Origin of the sequence: Streptomyces sp. NPDC057271, from assembly GCF_042668715.1 — a bacterium.
Classification (GTDB): Bacteria; Actinomycetota; Actinomycetes; order Streptomycetales; family Streptomycetaceae; genus Streptomyces.
In genome coordinates this window covers 34,828-54,165 of the sequence record NZ_JBHUYJ010000011.1, presented here as the reverse complement: position 1 = coordinate 54,165, position 19,338 = coordinate 34,828, and the positions used below count along the sequence as shown (strand labels likewise).

General features: G+C 72.0%; 19 protein-coding genes and 1 pseudogene. 5 read left to right on the top strand and 15 right to left on the bottom strand.

Features of this window, described 5'->3' with window-relative positions; all coding sequences use genetic code 11:
• Positions 1–72: 72 nt before the first annotated feature.
• Positions 73–2,178 carry a SpoIIE family protein phosphatase gene (locus ACFUJR_RS08200; protein ID WP_383165009.1) on the bottom strand — a complete coding sequence of 702 codons (2,106 nt, stop codon included), beginning with the start codon at positions 2,176–2,178 and terminating at the stop codon, positions 73–75.
• Between the two features lie 50 nt (positions 2,179–2,228).
• On the bottom strand, positions 2,229–3,413 hold the full coding sequence (locus tag ACFUJR_RS08195) for a DUF6777 domain-containing protein (RefSeq protein ID WP_383165012.1): 1,185 nt from the start codon (positions 3,411–3,413) through the stop codon (positions 2,229–2,231).
• Positions 3,414–3,597: 184 nt separating this feature from the next.
• On the opposite strand from ACFUJR_RS08195, the gene ACFUJR_RS08190 reads away from it, so the two are divergent.
• The 4 genes from ACFUJR_RS08190 to ACFUJR_RS08175 are packed head-to-tail and all read left to right on the top strand — an operon-like array spanning position 3,598 to position 6,734.
• Positions 3,598–4,491, top strand: a complete 894-nt coding sequence (locus tag ACFUJR_RS08190) for a YndJ family protein (RefSeq protein WP_383165156.1) — start codon at positions 3,598–3,600, stop codon at positions 4,489–4,491.
• Entirely contained in the window at positions 4,479–5,033 is a 555-nt protein-coding gene (locus ACFUJR_RS08185) for a DUF1990 family protein (protein ID WP_383165014.1), read from the top strand. Before ACFUJR_RS08190 ends, ACFUJR_RS08185 begins: the two co-directional genes overlap by 13 nt.
• A gap of 53 nt (positions 5,034–5,086) precedes the next feature.
• Positions 5,087–5,257 (top strand): hypothetical protein, encoded by a 171-nt coding sequence (locus ACFUJR_RS08180; protein WP_383165017.1) that lies wholly within the window; start codon positions 5,087–5,089, stop codon positions 5,255–5,257.
• A 55-nt stretch (positions 5,258–5,312) separates the two neighbouring features.
• On the top strand, positions 5,313–6,734 hold the full coding sequence (locus tag ACFUJR_RS08175) for a lipase maturation factor family protein (protein ID WP_383165020.1): 1,422 nt from the start codon (positions 5,313–5,315) through the stop codon (positions 6,732–6,734).
• A gap of 90 nt (positions 6,735–6,824) precedes the next feature.
• On the opposite strand, the gene ACFUJR_RS08170 is transcribed toward ACFUJR_RS08175, so the two are convergent.
• From ACFUJR_RS08170 to ACFUJR_RS08150, 5 genes and pseudogenes are all read right to left on the bottom strand, one after another.
• On the bottom strand, positions 6,825–6,995 hold the full coding sequence (locus ACFUJR_RS08170) for a hypothetical protein (protein WP_361431199.1): 171 nt from the start codon (positions 6,993–6,995) through the stop codon (positions 6,825–6,827).
• Positions 6,996–7,335: 340 nt separating this feature from the next.
• Positions 7,336–8,811 (bottom strand): SDR family NAD(P)-dependent oxidoreductase, encoded by a 1,476-nt coding sequence (locus tag ACFUJR_RS08165; protein WP_383165023.1) that lies wholly within the window; start codon positions 8,809–8,811, stop codon positions 7,336–7,338.
• A gap of 54 nt (positions 8,812–8,865) precedes the next feature.
• Entirely contained in the window at positions 8,866–9,591 is a 726-nt protein-coding gene (locus tag ACFUJR_RS08160; protein ID WP_383165026.1) for a (2Fe-2S)-binding protein, read from the bottom strand.
• Between the two features lie 457 nt (positions 9,592–10,048).
• Positions 10,049–10,327, bottom strand: coding sequence for a hypothetical protein (locus tag ACFUJR_RS08155; RefSeq protein WP_383165029.1), 279 nt, complete (start codon positions 10,325–10,327; stop codon positions 10,049–10,051).
• A gap of 57 nt (positions 10,328–10,384) precedes the next feature.
• Positions 10,385–10,501 (bottom strand): annotated as a pseudogene (locus ACFUJR_RS08150) (acetyltransferase); the annotation flags it as partial.
• A 299-nt stretch (positions 10,502–10,800) separates the two neighbouring features.
• On the opposite strand from ACFUJR_RS08150, the gene ACFUJR_RS08145 reads away from it, so the two are divergent.
• Entirely contained in the window at positions 10,801–11,829 is a 1,029-nt protein-coding gene (locus ACFUJR_RS08145) for a DMT family transporter (RefSeq protein WP_383165032.1), read from the top strand.
• On the opposite strand, the gene ACFUJR_RS08140 is transcribed toward ACFUJR_RS08145, so the two are convergent.
• From ACFUJR_RS08140 to ACFUJR_RS08105, 8 genes are all read right to left on the bottom strand, one after another.
• Complete coding sequence (locus ACFUJR_RS08140) at positions 11,710–13,017, bottom strand: transglycosylase family protein (RefSeq protein WP_383165035.1); 1,308 nt, start codon at positions 13,015–13,017, stop codon at positions 11,710–11,712. The two genes, ACFUJR_RS08145 and ACFUJR_RS08140, sit on opposite strands and share 120 nt — an antisense overlap.
• 339 nt (positions 13,018–13,356) lie before the next feature.
• The gene (locus tag ACFUJR_RS08135; protein ID WP_383165038.1) at positions 13,357–14,037 is read right to left on the bottom strand and encodes an arylsulfatase; all 681 of its coding nucleotides are present in this window, start codon (positions 14,035–14,037) and stop codon (positions 13,357–13,359) included.
• Positions 14,034–14,378, bottom strand: coding sequence for a GNAT family N-acetyltransferase (locus ACFUJR_RS08130; RefSeq protein WP_383165041.1), 345 nt, complete (start codon positions 14,376–14,378; stop codon positions 14,034–14,036). The genes ACFUJR_RS08135 and ACFUJR_RS08130 overlap by 4 nt, the downstream gene beginning before the upstream one ends.
• A 93-nt stretch (positions 14,379–14,471) precedes the next feature.
• A complete protein-coding gene (gene panD, locus ACFUJR_RS08125) occupies positions 14,472–14,897 on the bottom strand; it encodes an aspartate 1-decarboxylase (protein ID WP_383165044.1) in 426 nt (141 codons plus the stop codon).
• Between the two features lie 185 nt (positions 14,898–15,082).
• On the bottom strand, positions 15,083–16,765 hold the full coding sequence (locus ACFUJR_RS08120; RefSeq protein ID WP_383165047.1) for a SulP family inorganic anion transporter: 1,683 nt from the start codon (positions 16,763–16,765) through the stop codon (positions 15,083–15,085).
• An 8-nt stretch (positions 16,766–16,773) separates the two neighbouring features.
• Positions 16,774–17,451, bottom strand: coding sequence for a GAP family protein (locus tag ACFUJR_RS08115; RefSeq protein WP_383165050.1), 678 nt, complete (start codon positions 17,449–17,451; stop codon positions 16,774–16,776).
• 11 nt (positions 17,452–17,462) lie between these two features.
• The gene (locus tag ACFUJR_RS08110; protein ID WP_383165053.1) at positions 17,463–18,896 is read right to left on the bottom strand and encodes a DUF1254 domain-containing protein; all 1,434 of its coding nucleotides are present in this window, start codon (positions 18,894–18,896) and stop codon (positions 17,463–17,465) included.
• An 83-nt stretch (positions 18,897–18,979) separates the two neighbouring features.
• Positions 18,980–19,237, bottom strand: coding sequence for a hypothetical protein (locus ACFUJR_RS08105; RefSeq protein ID WP_383165055.1), 258 nt, complete (start codon positions 19,235–19,237; stop codon positions 18,980–18,982).
• Positions 19,238–19,338 lie beyond the last annotated feature (101 nt).

Below are 19,338 nucleotides of genomic sequence, written 5' to 3'. Positions count from 1 at the left end.
CAGGTGGCGGAAACCGCGTGGCGGAAACCAGGGCGGCGGGTACCGCAGTCAATCGTGTGCGGTCCGTTACGGTCAAGTACGATCTATGTACGCAGAGTTAACAATGAATTCGCACCAAACGCACTTGCCGCTGCCCCGCGATTCGACGCCCCAGACGTCCGAGATGCGGTCCACGAGCATCAGACCCCGCCCGGAGACGCCCGCCTCGCCCGCCTCCCGGCGCCGTGGCAGCGCGCTGGAACGGTCCTCCACCTCCACCCGGAGCCGGCGTTCCGGGCCCGCCAGCATGCGCAGGGTCACGATCGCGCCGCCGTCGGTGTGCATCAGCGCGTTGGTGATCAGCTCGTCGGCGGCCAGCTCGATCTCGTCCGAACGCTCCCCCGCTCCCCAGGCCCGTACGGCCGCCCGGATCATGTGCCGGGCCGACCGCAGCGCCTCCGGGTCGCTCTGCGCCACGTGCTGCTGGAGCCGGCCGCCCGACTGCGGGAAGTACGCGCCCTGCCGCCGCAGCAGCAGAAGCGCCATGTCGTCCTCGCCTCCCCGCTCGTCCACGACCTCGCAGAGGTGGTCGGCGAGCGGCTGGAGGTCGCGTGGTCCCTCCTGCACCAGCGAGGAGAGCCATCTCAGCCCGTCGTCGAGGTCGGATCCGGGCTTCTCGATCATCCCGTCGGTGTACAGCAGCAGCGTCTGCCCCGGGGACAGCCCCAGCGTCGTCGACGGGTAGTCGAGGCGGTCGAACTCGGCCGACAGGCCCAGGGGCAGCCCTCCGTCCACGGGCAGCCGACGACAGCTTCCGTCGGTGTCCTGGAGCAGCGGGTCGACATGCCCGGCGCGGACCACCTGCACGGCGCCGGTCGTGAGGTCCGCCTCCACGTACGTGCAGGTGGCGAAGCGGTCGGTGTCCAGCTCGTGGAGGAAGACCGAGGCCCTGGCCATCACCGTGGCGGGCATGTGGCCCTCGGCGGCGTAGGCGCGCAGCACGATCCGGAGCTGCCCCATCACGGCGGCGGCGTGGGTGTCGTGCCCCTGGACGTCTCCGATCACGGCGCCGACCCGCCCGCCGGGCAGCGGGATGACGTCGTACCAGTCGCCGCCGATGTCCCGGCCGAGGCGTGCCGAGCGGTAGCGGACCGCTATCTGGGCGCCGGGCACGTCCGGGATGCGGCGCGGCAGCATCGCCTGTTGGAGCCCTTCGGCGAGGTCGTGTTCCTGCTCGTAGAGCATGGCGCGCTGGAGGCTCTGCGCGATGCTGCTGCCGAGCGCCACCAGCAGGTTCCGTTCGTCGGGGCTGAAGCCGGTCCGGTCGCTGTAGAGCAGCCCCAGCGCGCCGATCGGCCGGGCCTGGGCGATCAACGGGAGGTAGGCCGCCGAGGTGATGCCGAGCCCGCTGATGTGGGGCCACAGAATCGGGTACGACGCGGCGAAGTCCTCCGGCGACTCGATGAACCGAGGCCTGAGGGTCCGGATCACCTCGCCCATCGGGTACGGCTCGTCCAGCCGGGTGAATCGCGTGCCGGGCACGAAGGCGCCCTGGGGACCCTCGGCGACGAGGTGGATCCGGCCGGCCTCCATGAGCCCCATGACCAGGCTGGTGGCACCGAAGGACTCCAGGCCGTGCGTGTCGTTCAGGAGGTCGATGACGTCCTGAACCGTCCGGGCGTGGGCGAGGGCGGCCGTGGTGGACTCCACCACGCTGGTGCGTTCGCGCCGGCCCTCGTCCAGGCCGAGCCGGGCGGCCTGCTCGGTGACCTCCTCCGACGCGTCCCGGACGATGCCGACGATTCGGACGGGGCGGCCGGTCTCGTCCCGCAGGATCTGCCCCTCGGTGTGCGTCCAGCGGGGTGTGCCGCTCCGCGTGCGGACGCGGAAGTAGGCGCCGTAGTGGTCGCTGCCGTCCTTCAGCGCGTGCGTGACGAGGGTGTCGAGCTGCCTGCCCTCGTCGGGCCCCACGCGGGAGGACAGGGTGGCGGGGTGGTCGTCGTACTCGTCGGGGCGCATGTCGAAGACCCGCAGGGCACCCTCGTCCATGGTCATCAGGCCCGCGACGAGATCCCAGTCGAAGCTGCCCATGCGGAACGCCCGGCCGTAGTCACGGAGGAAGCAGCACGTCACGCCGCCCGTGCCCGCTTCGCAGCGACAGGGCTCCGTCGGCTCGTCACCCCCGCTACCCGCGCTCATGTGGCCACGCTAGGCGCAGGCCCGGCCGTGCGCACGGCGGAGATCACGCCTCAGCCCTCGAAGGTCTCCGGCTGCCGGGGAGCCGTCTCCATCGGGAACAGGTCCTCGAAGGAGGGCGCGTCGGACTCGGGCTCCGGCTCGGGCTGCGGTTCCACGGGCGGCTCCGGCCAGGGCGGGGTGGGGCAGTCGGGCGGGATCGAGGGGTCCGGGGCGGTGGCGTCGGGGGAGGCGGTGTCCGGCGTGCCGTTCGGGTACGGGTCCGGTGCGGGGCACTCGGTCGTCGGCGGCGCCGGCGGGGAGACGTCCCCGGGCGGGGTGGAGCCGTCCGGGCGCGTCGACTCGCCACGGCCGGGATCGGGCGAGCCGTCGGTGACCGAGGGGGACGGTACGGGGGCGGGCGTTCCGGTGAGGTCGCACGCGGCGGGGGCGCAGGGCGGGATCACGGCCGGGCGGGTGTCCCGCTCCCCGTCGGTGCCCGTCTTCCGCTCGATCCAGGTGTTGTCGACGGTGTTCACGATGACCAGGCTGGTGACGACGGTCGTCGTCGGCCGGATGACCACGACGCGGTCGGGGTGGTAGCCGGACCAGGGCTTGCCCTGGTGGGTGGCGCCCTGTGCGGTGACCGGTGAGCGCAACGGGTTTCCGCAGGCGCAGCGCACCCGCGGCGCGCCGTACTGGTCGACGAGGACCGCGGTACCGGCCTGGAGGACGGACTGGTACGCGGTGGCGCCCCCGTCGCGGTAGCCGTGGTTGGTGACGCGGGTGTCGGCGCGCAGGACGACGGGGGTGAGGCCGCGCAGCCAGTCGGCGGCACCGGCCTCGGGGATGCCCGCCGACTCGGCGAAGACCCGGGTCCTGACCCGGTCGCGAGCGAGCAGTTCGGCCTGCCGCTCGACGTCGCAGCTGGCGACCTGCCGGGTGCCGCCGTAGAGCCCGGGGGTGGATCCCGTGACCTCGCGGATCGTTCCGCCCGTGGAGGTGCCGGGCGGGGCCGTGGCGGCCGGGGACGGGACGCCGGCCCTGGCCGTGGAGGCGGTGAACGGGTCGGGGCCCCGGTCGGCGACCGGCTGGAGGAAGACCTCCTGGGAGGTGGCGGCCGTCCGGTCCGACGCTGCCCCGCCTTCGCCCGCGTCGTCGCCGGCCGCGCAGCCCGCGAGGACCAGTGCCACGGCCAGCACGCCGACGGCCGGTGCGGTGACGTGGGGCCGGGATGACCGGCGTATGGGTGATGGCACGTGGATCTCCCGCCTCTTTCCACCCCGAGACATTCCTTCATGTCTGTCGCACCGGGACGTCGGCCGCAAGCGGGGCGGGGCCGAGCGGGGGAAGCCGGCCGAGAAGAGGACTTGAACACGTTCAAGTAAGGCCCTAGTCTCTGAGCCAGCAAGTTTGAACACGTTCAACCAGGGGGTGGAACCTGTGTCCGTGCTGGTCGGCCTCATCGTGATGCTGGGCATGTTCGTCGTCGTCCCGGCCGGGCTCGGACTGATCGACGGCCCTCGGCCACGCGGTCTCCTCCTGCTCCGCCGCGCCTGGCCACTGCTCGCCCTGCCCGGAGCCGTGGCCCTCTGGCTCCCCCGCTCCCCCACCGCCGCCGCGCTCGCCGCCGTCTACGCGCTCGCCACGCTCGCGCTGGCGCTCTGCGCCCCGGCCCGGCTCGCGGCGCTCCTCCGACCACCTCCCGCCGGGGGGCCGCCCGGCGGTCTCCGGTCCGCCGCCCCCTCGGAGGTCGCCGTGCTCACCGCGCTCGTGACCCCGTCGGTGGCGGGCCTCGCCCTCGTCGCCGAACGCGCGGGCCACGAACTGCTGGGCTTCGACCTCGACATCCTGGCCCTGACCGTGCCGCACTTCCACTTCGCGGGCTTCGCCGCCGCCCTCGTGGCCGGCCTGGTCTGCCGTACGTCCGACGGAGCCGCGACACGCTTCGCCGCGCTCAGCGTCCCGCTCGGCACCCTGCTCGTCCTGACCGGCTACTTCATCGACGACTGGGCCGAGCTCGCCGGGGCGGTCGTCCTCACCGCGGGGATGTGGGCCGTCGCCCTGCCGACCTGGCGTGACCTGCGGCCGGGCGCCGCCGACCGCGTCACCCGCGGCCTCCTCGCCGTCTCGGCCGCCGTCCTGGTGGCGACGATGCTGCTCGCCCTCAGCTGGGCGCTCGGCGAGGCCACCGGACTCCCCCACCCGAACCTGACCTGGATGGCCGCGACCCACGGCCTCGGCAACGCCCTCGGTTTCGCGCTCTGCTCACTGCTCGCCTGGCGCCGCCTGCGGGCGGCCACCCCCTCGAAGGAGACCGCACCATGGCCCGTCTGATACGCGACCTCACCACTCCGGCCGCCGCACCCCTGAACTACCGCGAGGTCGGCGCCACCGCGCGCGACGTCCTCCCCGGCGGGTACCACCACCTCCACCACATGGTCCGCGTCGGCCGGGGCCGGGACGCCTTCGAGCGCGCCGGGGCCGCCGTCACGACCTGGCGGATGCACCGCGCCTCGGGCGCCCAGGTCCGCAGCCGGGCCGTCCGCGCCGAACCCGGCGCCTTCGTCGAGGTCTCGGTCGGCGCCGGGCCCGTCCGTCTCGCCGCACCCTGCGAGGTGATCTGGACGGCGTACGAGCGGGACCGTATCGGCTTCGCGTACGGCACCCGCGCCGGACATCCCGAGAGCGGCGAGGAGTCCTTCGTCGTCGATCTCCACCCCGACGGCACGGTCTGGTTCACGGTCACCGCCTTCAGCCGCCCCGCCACCTGGTACACACGCCTCGCCGGCCCCCTCGTTCCCGCCCTCCAGCACACCTACGCACGCCGTCTCGGCCGCACGCTCGGACGCGTCGTCGCGGAGCGCGCCGCGGGATGACGCCCGGGGTTACGCTCCCTTTGTAGGCAGATGTTCCGACCCGGGAGGCTGCCGTGGCCCAGGACCAGTACGAGATGTACAGCACTCCCTCGCAGGCCGAGGGCGAGCGGCTCGAAGAGGACATGGACGCGCTCCAGCGGGACCACCGGCACCCCGCGACCACCCGCACCACTCCGTCCCAGGCGGAGGGCATGCGCGGCCAGGACGAGGACGAGAAGGGCTGACGCTGCTCCGTACCGCGGCTGACACCCGCTCCGTGCGGCGCCGATACTGGAAGCGATGGAGTGGTTCACCGCACCGGACTACTGGCTGAGCCGGATCGTCTTCCAGCGGGGGCTCGCGGGCCTCTACGTCGTGGCCTTCCTGTCGGCCGCTCTCCAGTTCCGTGCCCTGATCGGCGAGCGCGGCATGCTCCCCGTACCGGAGTACCTGCGCCGGGTGGAGCCGCGCCGGACCCCCAGCCTCTTCCACTGGCGCTACTCGGACCGGCTGTTCGCCACGGTCGCCTGGACCGGCGCGGTCCTGGCCCTCGCCCTGGTGGCCGGCGTCGGCGACGCCGTGCCGCTCGCCGTCTCGATGCTCTGGTGGGCGGTGCTCTGGGCCCTGTACCTCTCGATCGTCAACGTCGGGCAGACCTGGTACGGCTTCGGCTGGGAGTCTCTGCTCCTCGAAGCCGGCTTCCTCGCGGTCTTCCTCGGCAACGACGACACCGCACCACCCGTCCTCGTCCTGTTCCTGCTGCGCTGGCTGCTGTTCCGCGTCGAGTTCGGCGCGGGGCTCATCAAGATCCGCGGTGACCGCTGCTGGCGGAACCTGACCTGCCTCTACTTCCACCACGAGACCCAGCCGATGCCCGGTCCGCTCAGCTGGTTCTTCCACCGCCTGCCGCGCCCGCTGCACCGCGCCGAGGTGGCCGCCAACCACATCGTCCAGCTGCTGGTCCCGGTGCTGCTCTTCACACCGCAGCCGGTGGCGACGGTCGCCGCCGGTCTGATGGTGGCGACCCAGCTGTGGCTGGTGCTCTCGGGGAACTTCGCCTGGCTGAACTGGCTGACGATCGTCCTCGCGCTCTCCGCGGTGGACGGCTCGCTCCTCGTGGGCGACCACCCCCAGCCCGACCCGCCGGTCTGGTACGTCGTCGTGGTCGCCGCCGTGACCGCCCTGGTCCTGGTCCGCAGCTACCGGCCGGCGCGCAACCTGCTCTCCCGGCGCCAGGCGATGAACCGCTCGTACGACCCGTTCCACCTGGTCAACTCGTACGGCGCCTTCGGCACGGTCGGCCGGATCCGGGACGAGATCGTCGTCGAGGGCACCGACGAGCGGGTGCCGCACGCGGGCATGGTATGGAAGGAGTACGGCTTCAAGGGCAAGCCCGGGGACCCTCGGAGGGTGCCGCGCCAGTTCGCTCCGTACCATCTGCGACTCGACTGGCTGATGTGGTTCGCCGCGCTCTCCCCCGTGTACGCCCGGGACTGGTTCGGGCCGTTCGTGGAGCGGCTGCTCGAAGGAGACCGGGACACACTGCGACTGCTGCGGCACAACCCGTTCCCCGACGCGCCGCCCGCCCTCGTCCGGGCCCGGCTGTACCGCTACCGGTTCACGACCTGGCGGGAGCTGCGGGAGACCGGCGCGTGGTGGCATCGCACGCTGGTACGGGAGTACCTGCCGCCGGTCGAACTGGGAAGCACGGCCCGCCGCTGACGGCCTCTGCGTTCCGGGGCGTACGCGGGCCGGGCAGACCCGTGCCCCCGGGCGCGGAGGTGTCCGGGGGCACGAATGAAGCGGTACGACTCAGTCGATACCGGGCAGGATGTGGGGCTCCGCGAGGTCGTCCTCGTAGCCCGCCAGCCGGATCGGTGCAGCATGCGCCCACACATCGAGGCTTCCCAGCTCACCGGGGCGGTGGGGCCGCTCCGGGCGTTCGGCCGGTCGCTGTTCCTGCTTCGTCAGTTCTGGTGTCACCGCGCACTCCCTTGTGTCGCGTACCTATGAGGACATGGCCGTTTCGGTCGCGGTGGCGCCGGCTTTCGGGCGGGACCGCGGCCTTGGTGGCAGGCCAGTCCCCAGGCCGACCGTGAGGATTTGGTGAATCCCGGGTGGTCGACCTTGGGCATCAGACTAACCAAATGAGCGCGCCAACGCTCCATGGGGCTGAGAAGTGTGACGCAATCGAGTGAATTTCGGACATCGGAGCGGTTTGGCGAGGTGATCCGGGTGAGCTGACGCGGTGGTGCAGGCGGTGTGGCGTCGTGACGCGTCCGTACGGCGTGGTGACGGGTGACGGGCCGTGTGGCGCGGTGATCTACCAGTTGCCGGGCGCGTAGTCCTTGAGGAAGCAGCCGTACAGGTCCTCGCCCGCCTCGCCGCGAACGACGGGGTCGTAGACGCGGGCGGCGCCGTCGACCAGGTCGAGCGGGGCGTGGAAGCCCTCGTCGGCCAGCCGCAGCTTGTCGAAGTGGGGGCGCTCGTCGGTGATCCAGCCGGTGTCGACCGAGGTCATGAGGATGCCGTCGCTCTGGAACATCTCCTGGGCGCTGGTCCGCGTCACCATGTTCATCGCCGCCTTCGCGGCGTTGGTGTTCGGGTGCCCGGCGCCCTTGTACCCGCGACCGAAGACGCCCTCCATCGCGGAGACGTTGACGATGTAGGCGCGCCCGCTGGCCGCTTTCCTGGCGGCGTCGGCCATGACCGGCCGCAGCGCGCTGATCAGGATGAACGGCGAGGTGTAGTTGCAGAGCTGGGTCTCGAGCAGCTCCACCGGGGAGATCTGGTCGATCGTCTGCACCCAGGTGTTGGTCTCGACGACGTCCGGAAGGAGTCCACCCGCGTCGATGGCGCTGCCGTCACGGTGCCGCTCGACGCTCGCGTTGCCGGCGACCAGGGCGAGGTCGGCGACCTTCTGCGCGTCCAGGCCGCTGACGCCGACGGGCAGCGCGGTCAGGCCGTCCACCGCGCCGGAGTTGAAGGCGCCGATCACGTGGTGTGCGGGGAGTTCCCCGGCGGGCAGCGGCGCGCTCTCGCCCTCGACCAGGGCGGAGTAGGCGGAGGGCAGACGGCGCACGGTCTGCGTCGCGTTGTTGATGAGGATGTCCAGCGGGCCCTGCTCGGCGACCTGCTCGGCCAGGGCGACCGCCTGCGCGGGGTCGCGCAGGTCGATGCCGACGACCTCCAGCCGGTTCATCCACTCCGCCGAGTCCTCCATGGCCTTGAAGCGGCGGATGGCGTCCTTGGGGAAGCGGGTCGTGATCGTGGTGTGGGCGCCGTCGCGCAGCAGGCGCAGGGCGATGTACATGCCGATCTTGGCCCGGCCGCCGGTGAGCAGCGCGCGCTTCCCGGTGAGGTCGGTACGGGCGTCGCGACGGGCGCGGTTCAGGGCCGCGCAGTCCTGGCAGAGCTGGTGGTAGAAGAAGTCGACCTCGACGTACCGCGTCTTGCAGGTGTAGCAGGACCGGGGACGCTGGAGTATCCCGGCGATCTTGCCGGCCTCGGTGACGGAGGAGGGCAGCAGGCCCTCGGTCTCGTCGTCGATCCGCTGGGCGGAGCCGGTGGCGGTGGCCTCGGTGACCGCCTTGTCGTGCGCCGTCTTCGCGGCCCGGCGCTCCTGGCGCCGACGCTGCTTCACCGTGCGGTAGATGCCGGCGGTGGCGCGCCGGACGGCGATCGCGTCGGGGTGGTCGACCTCCAGCTTGTCGAGCTCGTCGAGCACGCTCAGGCAGACGGCCAGGCGATCGGGGTCGATACCCGGCCCGTACCCCTGGGTTTCTTCGGTCACCGTCATGGCCTCTGCCGTTCCTCGATCGCGGGTCGTTCCAGTCGTTCCAAAAGATGAACTTTACGGAGCCGGGGGCCGTGTCTCCAAACCCGTGGGGCGTCGTCGCGCGGGAGGGTGGTCGAACACACAGTCTCCGCAGAGCCCGCCGCTCGGACAGCGGTAGTAGAGGCAGCAGCTGGTACGGCGGAGGGCCGGGCCCTGGACGGTCCCGGCCAGGTCGGGGTGGGCGAAGAGGCCGGTGACGAGCGCCCCGGCGCGGGCGGCGACCTCGGGCCGGTCCTGGGCGCGGGCCCAGCGGGTGAGTTCCCGCAGCGCCCCGGCGAGGGCCGAACCGGCGTTTCCCCAGAGCAGCCGGGGCGAGATCCGTCCGTCGCGGCGGAGGGCCTCGTGCAGGGGGACGAGATGGGCGAGCTGAACGGCCTCGCGGAGATCGGCCACCGTGGCGGGGCGGGTGGCCGTGCCCGCCCACCACAGGTCGTCGGGCGAGGTCAGGGCGCCATCCCAGTGCAGCCGGCTCGGGTCGAGGTCGGGGAAGCGGCCGAAGAGCGCGGCCGGGCCGAGGGCGGTCGACCAGAGCCGGGCCGCGAGCCCCAGGTGGGCGATGGAGGCCGCGACCCGCCGCTCGGGCGCCCCGAGCCGGGCGCCCACGCGGTCGACGCGAGCGGAGAGCGGGCCGCCCTCCCCCGCGTACAGGCGTGCGAGCGGCCGATGAGCGCCGACCGTCTCCGGGGCGGTCGTCCGCAGGGCGAAGAAGCCGCCGACCCGTCCGCTCTCGACGAGATCCACCGTCGCCGCCTCCTGGCCATGTCGTGCCCGGGTAAGGGAATTCAAAGGTTCCGGTCGCCCGAGGTCATGACTCGGTCATCCACGGTCATCATCGGCTCATGACCGGGCCAAGCCGTGGCCGGTGACCACGGATCACCGTAACGCTCGGGCGCATGACCGTTCGACCTGCCCTCTTCTCTGAACTGCCGGTAGCCAAGCAGCTGCCGGCAATCTCAGCAGCGGTCATCCTCGGGTCCCAAGCTGGGCCCTCTCTGGGCCCACCGACGCCGACCAGCGACGGCCACCAGTGACCAACAACGACCGCTCGACCGCAGGTCACCCGGGGTGCGCGGCCCTCTGAGCAGGGCGGAAAACGGGCCCTTCAGACCCAGGGCAAGAAGTAGCCCACAAGCCTGAACAGGGCCCCCGCGCGCAGTTTCTCCGCGGGCGAGGGCCCTGTGTTCGTTCGTCGGCGGTGTCAGCGGGCGTCGGCGGGCGGGTCCTCGCCATGCGCCGGTCCGGTCCTGTCGGCGCCCTTCGACAGGGACCACGCGATCGCGAAGCCGAGGGCCGCCACGAGGGCATAGGAGAGGGACGCGCCCCGGGCGCTCATCATGCTGTCCGAGCCCTTGGTGGGGAACCAGAACTCGGCCGTCGGGCCGTCGGCGACGAACGCCACGAGCGCCGCGACGGCGAGCCCCGAGAACCCGAGCGCGGGAACGCTGAGGACCAGCATCCATTTCCATCGTCGCTTCACGACACCTCCCTGTAGGTAGGGCCGTATGGTACGGCCGGGGGCGGGTCGGCCGAGGAGTCAGAGGGCGAGGAGGCCGGCCGTGGTCGGCGTGAATCCGCAGGCATCGAGGTAGAACGGCCGCAGGTCGTCCTCGAAGTCGACGTGGAGCCACGCGCAGCCCGCCTCGCGGGCCCGCCGGCGCCCCCGCGGCGCGGGCGGCGCGGGGGCTTCCGGGCGACTGGGTGGAGAACACCGTACGGGCCAATGTGGCTCGGATCCGGCGCCGACTGGCTCGGGATGAGGCCTTCGCCAGGGCGCGGATCGTGGGCGCCCGCTTCGACCTGGATACCGGAAACGTCGCTTTCCACCCCTCCTGACCTGCGCGGGCGTACATCTCAGGCCGTACGTGACGGTCCCGTACTGCGACGGCAGTACGACCGAAGGCGTTCCCAGGTACGACGACGTGAACGCCCGGAAGAGAGATCGTTGTATGTATGAGCCCCCTCCTGCTGTCCGTGCTCCTGTCACTGGTCTCGGCGGTCGCCTACGCGGCCGCGGCGATCGTGCAGGAGCGGGTCGCGGCCTCCGCCGCAGGCCTCACGTACGCGCCGCTGCGCAGCCCGGCCTGGTGGGGGTCCGTGTTGCTCAACGGTCTCGGCGCGGTGCTGCACGTGGCCGCGCTCGCCTACGGTCCGCTCAGTCTGGTCCAGCCGCTGGGCGCCCTCACCATCGTCTTCGCGCTGCCCATGGCGGCGCTCTTCGTCGGACGGCGGGCGGGACGCACGGCCTGGCGCGGCGCGCTCATGGCCACGGTGGGTCTCGCCGGGCTGCTCAGCCTGACGGGCGGCGCCGACACGCAGTCCCTGGCCGACGCCGAGCGCTGGCTGCTCGCCGCCGGGACCTTCGGCGTGGTGGGCGTGCTCTTCGCCGTCGCACACCTGCTGGGACGGCCGGTGCTGCGCAGCATCGCCCTGGCGGCAGCGGCGGGCGTCTCGTTCGGGATCGCCTCGGTCTTCACCAAGACCGTGGCGGTGGAGTGGACGTCGAGCGCACCGCTCGCCCAGTGGCCCAGCCTGCTGGTCCTCTCGGCGCTCGCCGTGACCGGGCTGCTGCTCTCCCAGGCCTCCTACCGGGGCGCCGGGCTCGCTGCCCCGCTGGCGACCGTGACGGTGGTCAACCCGGTGGTGGCCGCGACGGTCGGTCTCACACTGTTCGGCGAGACCTTCCGCTACGGCGCCGCCGGCACGGTCGCGGCGCTGATCTGCGGCGCGGTGGCGGCCCTCGGGATCGTCCAGCTCACCGTCGAGCGGCTGACGACGTCGTCCGACTCCCTGTCGGTGTCAGATCGGCCGTCGCCCTCCGACCCTACGGCGGCGGATCGCCGGGGGGCGGTCCGGCAGGTGTCAGATCGAGACGCCGCGGGCGCGCAGGTAGGCGAGGGGGTCGATGTCGGAGCCGTACCCGGGACCCGTCCGCACCTCGAAGTGGAGGTGCGGTCCCGAGCTGTTGCCGGTCGATCCTGAACGGGCGATGCGCTGCCCGCCGTTGACCCGCTGACCCTCGCGCACGGAGAGCGCGGAGAGGTGGGCGTACTGGCTGTAGCGACCGTCGTCGTGCCGGATGACGATCTCGTAGCCGTAGGCCCCGCCCCACCCGGCGGAGACGATCCGGCCGGGGGCGACGGCCTTGACGGAGGTGCCGGTCGGGACCGGGAAGTCGACGCCCGTGTGGTAGCCGCTCGACCAGGACGAACCGGAGACGCGGTAGCGGGTGCCGATGGAGGCGGAGACGGGCGCCGAGAAGCTGTCGGCGTCGGCCGCGGGCCTGCTCGCCGGCTTGCTGACGGGCTTCGTCGTGGCCGCGGGCCGGGAGGCCGGTTTCGAGACGGGCTTGGTGGTGGGTGCGGGCGCCTTCGTGGCGGGCGCCTTCGTGACCGGGGCCTTCGTGGCGGGCGCCTTCGTGACCGGGGCCTTCGTGGCGGGCGCCTTCGTGACCGGGGCCTTCGTGGCGGGCGCCTTCGTGGACGGGGCCTTGGCGGCCGGGGGCTTGGCCGCCGGTACGGGCTTCGCGGGCGCGGTGATCCGGAGGGTCAGCCTCTGACCGGGGCGGATCAGATCGGGGTCGTCGCCGACCACCGTGCGATTGGCCTCGTACAGCCGCTGCCAGCCGCCCTTGACCCGCTCCTCGCGGGCGATGCGGGAGAGCGAGTCGCCGGGGGTGACCGTGTACATCTCGCGGACCGTCGGCACGGTCGTCGGCGTCGCGGGCGCGGCAGGGGCCTTCGCCTGCACGGTTCGCTGCCGGGGGACGGAGGCGGGCGTCACACCCGTCTTCTCCGCGCCGAGTCCGGCGCGTGTGGAGCAGGTCGGCCAGGCTTCCGGCCCCTGTCCCTTCAGGACCTTCTCCGCGATGGCGATCTGCTGGTCCTTGGAGGCGAGGTCGGCTCGCGGCGCGTAGTGCGTGCCGCCGTACCGCTCCCAGGTGGACTGGCTGAACTGAAGGCCGCCGAAGTAGCCGTTGCCGGTGTTGATCCGCCAGTTGGAGGAGGACTCGCAGGCGGCGACCTTCTCCCAGACGTCGAGGGATGCCGCCTGGGCCGTCCCTGCGCCGACCAGCGGGAGCGCCATGCCGACGCCGCTCGCCGTGACGGTGAGCGACGCGGCGTTGATCCGGCTCGGCTGCTGCCGGCGGTGTCGTCCCCGTAAGGCCATGGCCCCCCCTTGAACCCCTCGGCTGAACTCATCAGCAGTCGCCCAAGGTAGGGGAAGGTCACAGGCCGTGACAAGGGCTCAGCGCCCGGCGGGGCCCGGTTCGGGCTGGGGTTCGGGACTCGGAACGGGGGCGGGGCCCGGCGGCTCCGGGACCGGGTTCGGCGGTGGCACGGGAGGCGGCTCGGGCACCGGGGCCGGCGGGGACGGCACCGGGCCGGGCGGCGGGATCGGCGACGGCGGCGCCGGGACGGGTGGCTGGGTCATGTCGGGCCTCTCGGTCGACGGGGCGGTACGGCCCCAGGCTCTCCCGGAGCGTCTGCCCGCGCCCGTCGGGGCCATTCATCCGTGTCGGCGCACCGCCGTGGCCGCGGCGGCGAGACCGAGGCGAGGGCTGGAGAGGACGGTCAGCGGGGTGGCGGTCCGCTCGGCGGCGTCGGCCATGGATGCCTGGGCGAGGACGATCACGGGCGCGCCGGCCGTCTCGACGCCGTCCACGGCCGTCGCGACGGCGTCCAGATAGCCGTCGCGGTCCCCGGCCAGGAACCGGTCCCAGGCGCCGTCGACGAGCAGGGTCGTGACGAAGGAGGTCCGCTGCCCCGACTCCTCCCGGAGCAGGTCGAGCGTGGGCGCGAGCGTGGACTCCACGGTCGCGACGACGACGATCCTCCCCCGGCCTTCGCCCGGGGGGACCCCCGTCTCACCGCGTACGGAGCGGACCGCCTCGGCTGCCATCGGCCGGTCCACCCGCAGCACGGGCACGCCCAGCGCCGTGGCATGCCGCTCGGCGACCCCGCCGAGGGTCGAGCAGGTGCAGAGGACAGCGTCGGCGCCGCCCGCGACGGCCTCGGCGAGGATGTCGTGAACGGCGTCGGACACGGCGTCCGGACCCTCGGCCCCGGCTCGCACGAGCAGCTCCTCGGCGACGAGGTGCCGCAGGCCGAGGCCGGGGTGATGGCGGTCGCGCAGCCCGTCGAAGACGGCGGCGTGCGCCTCGGAGGTGTGCAGGAGAGCGAGGGTCACCACAGCTCGGGGGTGGCCTTGAGCTGCAGCTTGGCCGCACGCACGATGTCCTCCGGGGGTGGGGGAGCCTCGTCCGGGTGCTTCTCGGCCCACGCGGCGGCGTACGGGCAGAGGGGCACCACGGGGACGCCCTCGCGAGCGGCGATGGCATAGAACTCCCGTACGAGGGAGCCTGCGATGCCCTTGCCCTCGTCGCCCTCCTCGACGACGGTGTGCACGGCCACGAGGGCGTGCGGCGCGGCGTCCAGGGTGAAGTAGACGACCACTCCGACGTAGCGGCCGTCCTCGAACGCCTCCAGGCGCCCCTTCTCCCTGTCGTCGCGGATCTCCCGTTCGGCCATGCGAATCGTCTCCCTCGGAACGGCGCGGTCAGGCGCGCGGCTACGGCGTGCGGTCAGGCGCGTGCAGCCACGGCGTGCGGCTACGGCGTGCGGTCAGGCGCGTGCGGCCACGGCGTGCGGGCTGCGCTCGGTGTCGCCGCCGGGCACCGGCGCGGAGGCATCCGCCCCGAGCTCCACGATCCGGTTGTCCGCGTCCACATGCACCACGCGCGGCACGAGCGCCCGCGCCTCGGCGTCCTCGACCTGGGCGTAACTGATGAGAATCACCAGATCCCCGGGGTGCACGAGATGCGCGGCGGCCCCGTTGATCCCGATCACCCCGGAGCCCCGCTCGCCCTCGATGACATACGTCTCGAGCCGGGCACCGTTGTCGATGTCGACGATGTGCACGAGCTCCCCGGGCAGCAGATCGGCCGCCTCCATGAGCTCGGCGTCGACGGTGACGGATCCGACGTAATGCAGATCGGCCTGGGTCACGGTGGCGCGGTGGATCTTGGACTTGAACATCGTACGAAGCATGGAGAAACTCCCGAAGTGTCTGCTCCCTGCCTGCTTTCTGCAGGTCAAGGGCGATGTTCGGAGCCTACAACGGTTCGCATGTCCGGTCAGCCGTCCCCCGGTGTATCAGCACTCACACTGACCCGTTGCCTGCGCTCAGAAGTCGGCACGCGACTGCCGACAGGGTTGCCGTTCGTCCGGTCGCGTCATGTGCCGGTCACGGCCGCGTCGACCGCCGCCCGTACGGTGGGATAGACGTGCCTCAGCTGCGCCCTGGCCGCGGCGGTGCGCAGGACGTCCCTGACTTGTCCCACGTCGCGGGCCAGCAGGAGCCGGACTCCTCGGGCCTCCAGTACCTCGGTCAGCTCGTCGAGCATGCGCACCGCGCTGACGTCGACGAAGGGGACCGTCTCGGCGTCGATCACGACGGCCGTCACCCCTTCCCGTCCGGCTGCCTCTCGCACCGTGGACTCGATCCGTTCGGCGTTGGCGAAGTAGATGCCGGCTTCGACCCGCAGCACGATCACACCCGGGACCCGGCGGCTCTCGACGTGTCTGTCGAGCGCTGCGAAGTGTCCGTTCCCGGGTAGCCGCCCCAGTTCGCTCACGACCGGGCGCGAGGAGCGGTACAGGAGCAGGAGCAACGAGGCGCCGATGCCGATGAAGAGGCCGGGCAGCGTGTCGAAGGTGATCACTCCGAGCAACGCGGCCACCGAGGCGAGGAAATCCGGGCGCGCGGCGACGCCGTACGCCTGGCCGAGCCTGCGGGTGAAGACCCGGTAGAGGGCGGACAGCGCGGGGATGTCGACCAGCTCGACCACGGCCGCGATCACCACTGCCGCGAGCACCGTCTCAGGGAGCTTCTCGAAGAGGCCGGTGAGGAAGAGCAGCGTGATCAGGGTCAGGGCGGCCACGAAGACCCCGGAAAGCTGGGTGCGCGCGCCCGCCGACACGTTGACGGCGGTCTTCGAGAGGCTGCCGTTCACGACCATGCCACTGGACAGGCCGGCGCCCAGGCCGGCGGCTCCGAGCCCGATCAGCTCACGGTTGGCGTCGACCGCGTAGTGGTCGCGGGCGGCGTAGTTCTTCGCCGCACCGAGTCCCTCGGCGAAGGCGACGAGCGTCACGCCGACGCTTCCGGCGGCGAGACCGCCCAGGTCGTCGACCGAGACATCGGGGAAGCCGAACGAGGGCAGACCGCTCTCGATGCTGCCGACGACATCGACACCATGGGCCTCCAGATCGAAGGCCGCGGCCAAGGAGATTCCCAGCGCCACCGCGATAAGCGAGCCGGGTACCCCCGGGGCGACCCGCTTGAGAACGAGGATCAGGGCGAGACTGCCGACGCCGACCAGGACGGTGAACCCGCTGGTGTCGGCGAGGTCTCCGATCAGGGCCCAGATCTTCTCGAAGAAGTTCCCGGACCCGCCCTCGACACCGAACAGCTTCGGTAGCTGACCTGCGATGATCGTCAGCGCCAGGCCGACGATGAAGCCCTTCAGCACGGGCTCGGAGATGATACTGGCGACGAAGCCGAGGCGCAGGAGACCGGCGAGGAGCGCCGCGATGCCCACCGTGACGGCCAGTGCCGCCGTCATCGCGGCGAAGTCCGCACTCGAACCGCCCGCGGCCTCGCCAACGATCGCCGCCGAGAGTGCCGCCGTGGCCGCCATGGGACCGGTGACCAGGTGTCTGGAGCTGCCGAAGGCGGCGTAGAGGATCAGGGCCGCCGGCGCGGCGTAGAGGCCGACGACGGGCGAGACGCCGGCGATCGTCGCGTAGGCGAGTGCCTCGGGCACCAGCACCGCCCACACGGTCATCCCGGCCAGCGCGTCCCGGCCCAGCCACTGACGCCGGTAACCCCGCAGCGAGGGGAACAGCCCGCGCATGTCCGCCCTCACGAGGAGAGATCACTGATGGCGTCGCCCAGCAGTTTCGCGGCGAAGAGCAGGCAGATCACTGCCATGATCGCCGTGTTGTTCCGCTCCATCCAGCGTTTGAGACCGTCGAGGATGTGCTTCGAGCGCTCCTTGAGGGTGAAGTAGAGCACGACCGGTGTTCCGGGCCCGAGCGCCCCGAGCACCACGTAGACCGCCAGTGCCACGGCCTGTGCGCCGGCGGAGGTGTCCGTGCGCGCGATCGCCGACGCCGCGGCGATCGAGAGCAGCAGGTTCTTGGGGTTGAGGGCGGACAGGGCCGTCCCGAGTGCCAGCGCCTTGAGAGGGGTGAACGAGTCGACCGTCTTCATCCATTTCGGCAGCGGCACCTCCTCGTCGCCGCGTGGCCGGCCGCGCCACTCCTTCACCGCCACCCACAGCAGCAGTACGCCGAGCGCCAGGTCGAGCGCGCTGACCCAGTCGGCCGGCTGCCCCTGGTCGCTCGGGTCGGCGCCGCCGGAGACCAGCAGCACGATCGTGCCGACCACGGCCAGGCCCAGGGCCCAGCCCAGGAGCAGCGCCGGCCCGTTGGAGCGCGCCCTGGGGGTGGCGAGCATCAGCACCACACCGATGATGGGGAACGCGCTCAGCGCCACGGCGACGCCGTAGGGCAGAATCTGACCGATCGCCTCACCCACGGCCGCCTACCTCACACCGGTTCGATCTCGCCCGGCCGCCAGCTCTTGTCGAACCAGCTTTCGAGCGGACCGTAGAGGCGGAGGATCATGAACCATCCCTTGCCGGGGACGGTCCGGACCCAGTTGCCCTCCCTGCCCTGCGGCGCCGTCGGGCCGAAGTGGATGACCGTGTCGCCGTTGTCCTCGGACCGGACGGCGTCCGAGAGGCTGTTCACGCTCGGATACGGATCGTCGGTGCGCAGCATCGAACGGGTCTGCGGGTCGTAGACGTTGACGGCCCAGAAGTTCTTCACCGGGATGCCGCTCGGCAGCCTGAGCGTGTAGGAGCGCCCACCGTCGAGCCAGGCACCGGTGGAGTCCTCCGCCGTGTAGGCGTACTGCGATCCGGCGCCGACGGCCGCCGCCGCCATCGCCGGCGAGGTGCCCGCCCCGACGTAGTGGAACACCGCCCGAGCGTCGAGCAACCGGGCGCCCTCCGCCGACAGGAACTCGTAGCTGCGCGACGGCCACGGGTTCTTCCACGAGCTGCCGGGGTAGTAGTAATAGCGCGGGTCACGCGGCTTGAAGGCCAGCGTCCGTACGATGCCCGAGGCGATCCGCGCGGCGGTGTCGAGGATCGAGCGCATCCGGTCGTCCGGCTGGAAAGGCTTGCCGGGCACGATGCCGATCGCGGCGAGCTGTCCGGCCCGCTCGGGATCGAGCGCCTCGGGCGGCTCCGACTGGACAAGGGTGTCGATCTCCTCGAAGAACGAGAAGTCGTTCGCATGGACGGTGTTGAAGTCCGAGTCCGCGAAGTTGACGAATCGCTGCTCGGGCGGGTCCGCAGCGGCGGAGAGCGGGTAGATCCGCGTCTGGAGCAGGCTCTCCTCACCGCCCAGCGCACGCATCAGCACCCAGGAGGAGAAGGTCGCAGGCCGCGTGACGAAGTATCCGTCGGGGACGTCGCCGTCGTGACCCGGCGGCAGGAAGAGGTACTTGCCTCCCTCTCCCTTGTCGCGTCCGGCGATGCCCATGTCGGTGACGTAGCGCTGCCACAGGTCGTTGACGAAGCACAGCGAGTTCGGCGGCGCCTCGATCACGGTGGGTCCGTCCTGGTCGAGTGCCAGGCAGGCCATCCCGTACGTCGTCTCCGTGTTGGCCGTGAGCACCAGCGGTGCCGAGCTGCAGCGCGGGGAGGTGAAGCCGATGGTGCGGGAGTCGATGCCGAGGCCGGCGAGGCCGCGCCGCATGGCCACCATCGAGGCTCCGGGCACGCAGTTGAGGAACACCTCGATCCCGCGCAGCAGGTCCAGCGCGTCGTAGCTGCGGGTGACGGTGTCGGGCAGGGGCAGGCCGTCGAAGAAGTCCAGCGTGCCGAAGACCGTCTCCAACCGGTCCGGGACGCTGATCGAGGTCAGGGTCCCGGCCGATGTGCCGGGGCTGACGCCTTCGCTCACTTGGCTCATCGTGCTCCTCCTAGTCGTGCCGCTCCGTCAGAGCGGTCTTCACGTTGTCACGGTCTTGCAGTCGTCACGGTCTTGCAGTCGTCCTACACGCTGACCGTCGTCCAGCCGTACCTCTCGGCCGCGGCGCGTGCCCGCTCCGCACAGTCGGTGTAGGCGTACTCCCGGACGTCGTCGTCGTGGACGACGAGCAGGGCGAACCGCGCGGACCGGAGCAGTTCGACGTCCACGTCGTCGTTGCCGGCCGCGAAGGCCGGCAGCCTGCCGGTGCGGGCGAGGACGTCCTCCGGTTTGCCGGGCCCGACCGCGACCGGACCGTGCGAGGTCGCCCGGCGGACCATCACGCCGTCCCGGTAGGCGAACTCCGGGGCCGACGGCCTCCGCCAGCGACGTCACGGCACCGCGGAACGCATGTCCACCGCGCGGAAGAACTCGTCCTGGGAGG

Bases quoted from the DNA above. Each gene is read 5' to 3' on its own strand.
- ACFUJR_RS08200 (WP_383165009.1), bottom strand. From the start codon at position 2,178: ATGAGCGCGGGTAGCGGGGGTGACGAGCCGACGGAGCCCTGTCGCTGC.
- ACFUJR_RS08185 (WP_383165014.1), top strand. From the start codon at position 4,479: ATGGCCCGTCTGATACGCGACCTCACCACTCCGGCCGCCGCACCCCTG.
- ACFUJR_RS08175 (WP_383165020.1), top strand. From the start codon at position 5,313: ATGGAGTGGTTCACCGCACCGGACTACTGGCTGAGCCGGATCGTCTTC.
- ACFUJR_RS08165 (WP_383165023.1), bottom strand. From the start codon at position 8,811: ATGACGGTGACCGAAGAAACCCAGGGGTACGGGCCGGGTATCGACCCC.
- ACFUJR_RS08145 (WP_383165032.1), top strand. From the start codon at position 10,801: ATGAGCCCCCTCCTGCTGTCCGTGCTCCTGTCACTGGTCTCGGCGGTC.
- ACFUJR_RS08140 (WP_383165035.1), bottom strand. From the start codon at position 13,017: ATGGCCTTACGGGGACGACACCGCCGGCAGCAGCCGAGCCGGATCAAC.
- ACFUJR_RS08130 (WP_383165041.1), bottom strand. From the start codon at position 14,378: ATGGCCGAACGGGAGATCCGCGACGACAGGGAGAAGGGGCGCCTGGAG.
- panD (WP_383165044.1), bottom strand. From the start codon at position 14,897: ATGCTTCGTACGATGTTCAAGTCCAAGATCCACCGCGCCACCGTGACC.
- ACFUJR_RS08120 (WP_383165047.1), bottom strand. From the start codon at position 16,765: ATGCGCGGGCTGTTCCCCTCGCTGCGGGGTTACCGGCGTCAGTGGCTG.
- ACFUJR_RS08110 (WP_383165053.1), bottom strand. From the start codon at position 18,896: ATGAGCCAAGTGAGCGAAGGCGTCAGCCCCGGCACATCGGCCGGGACC.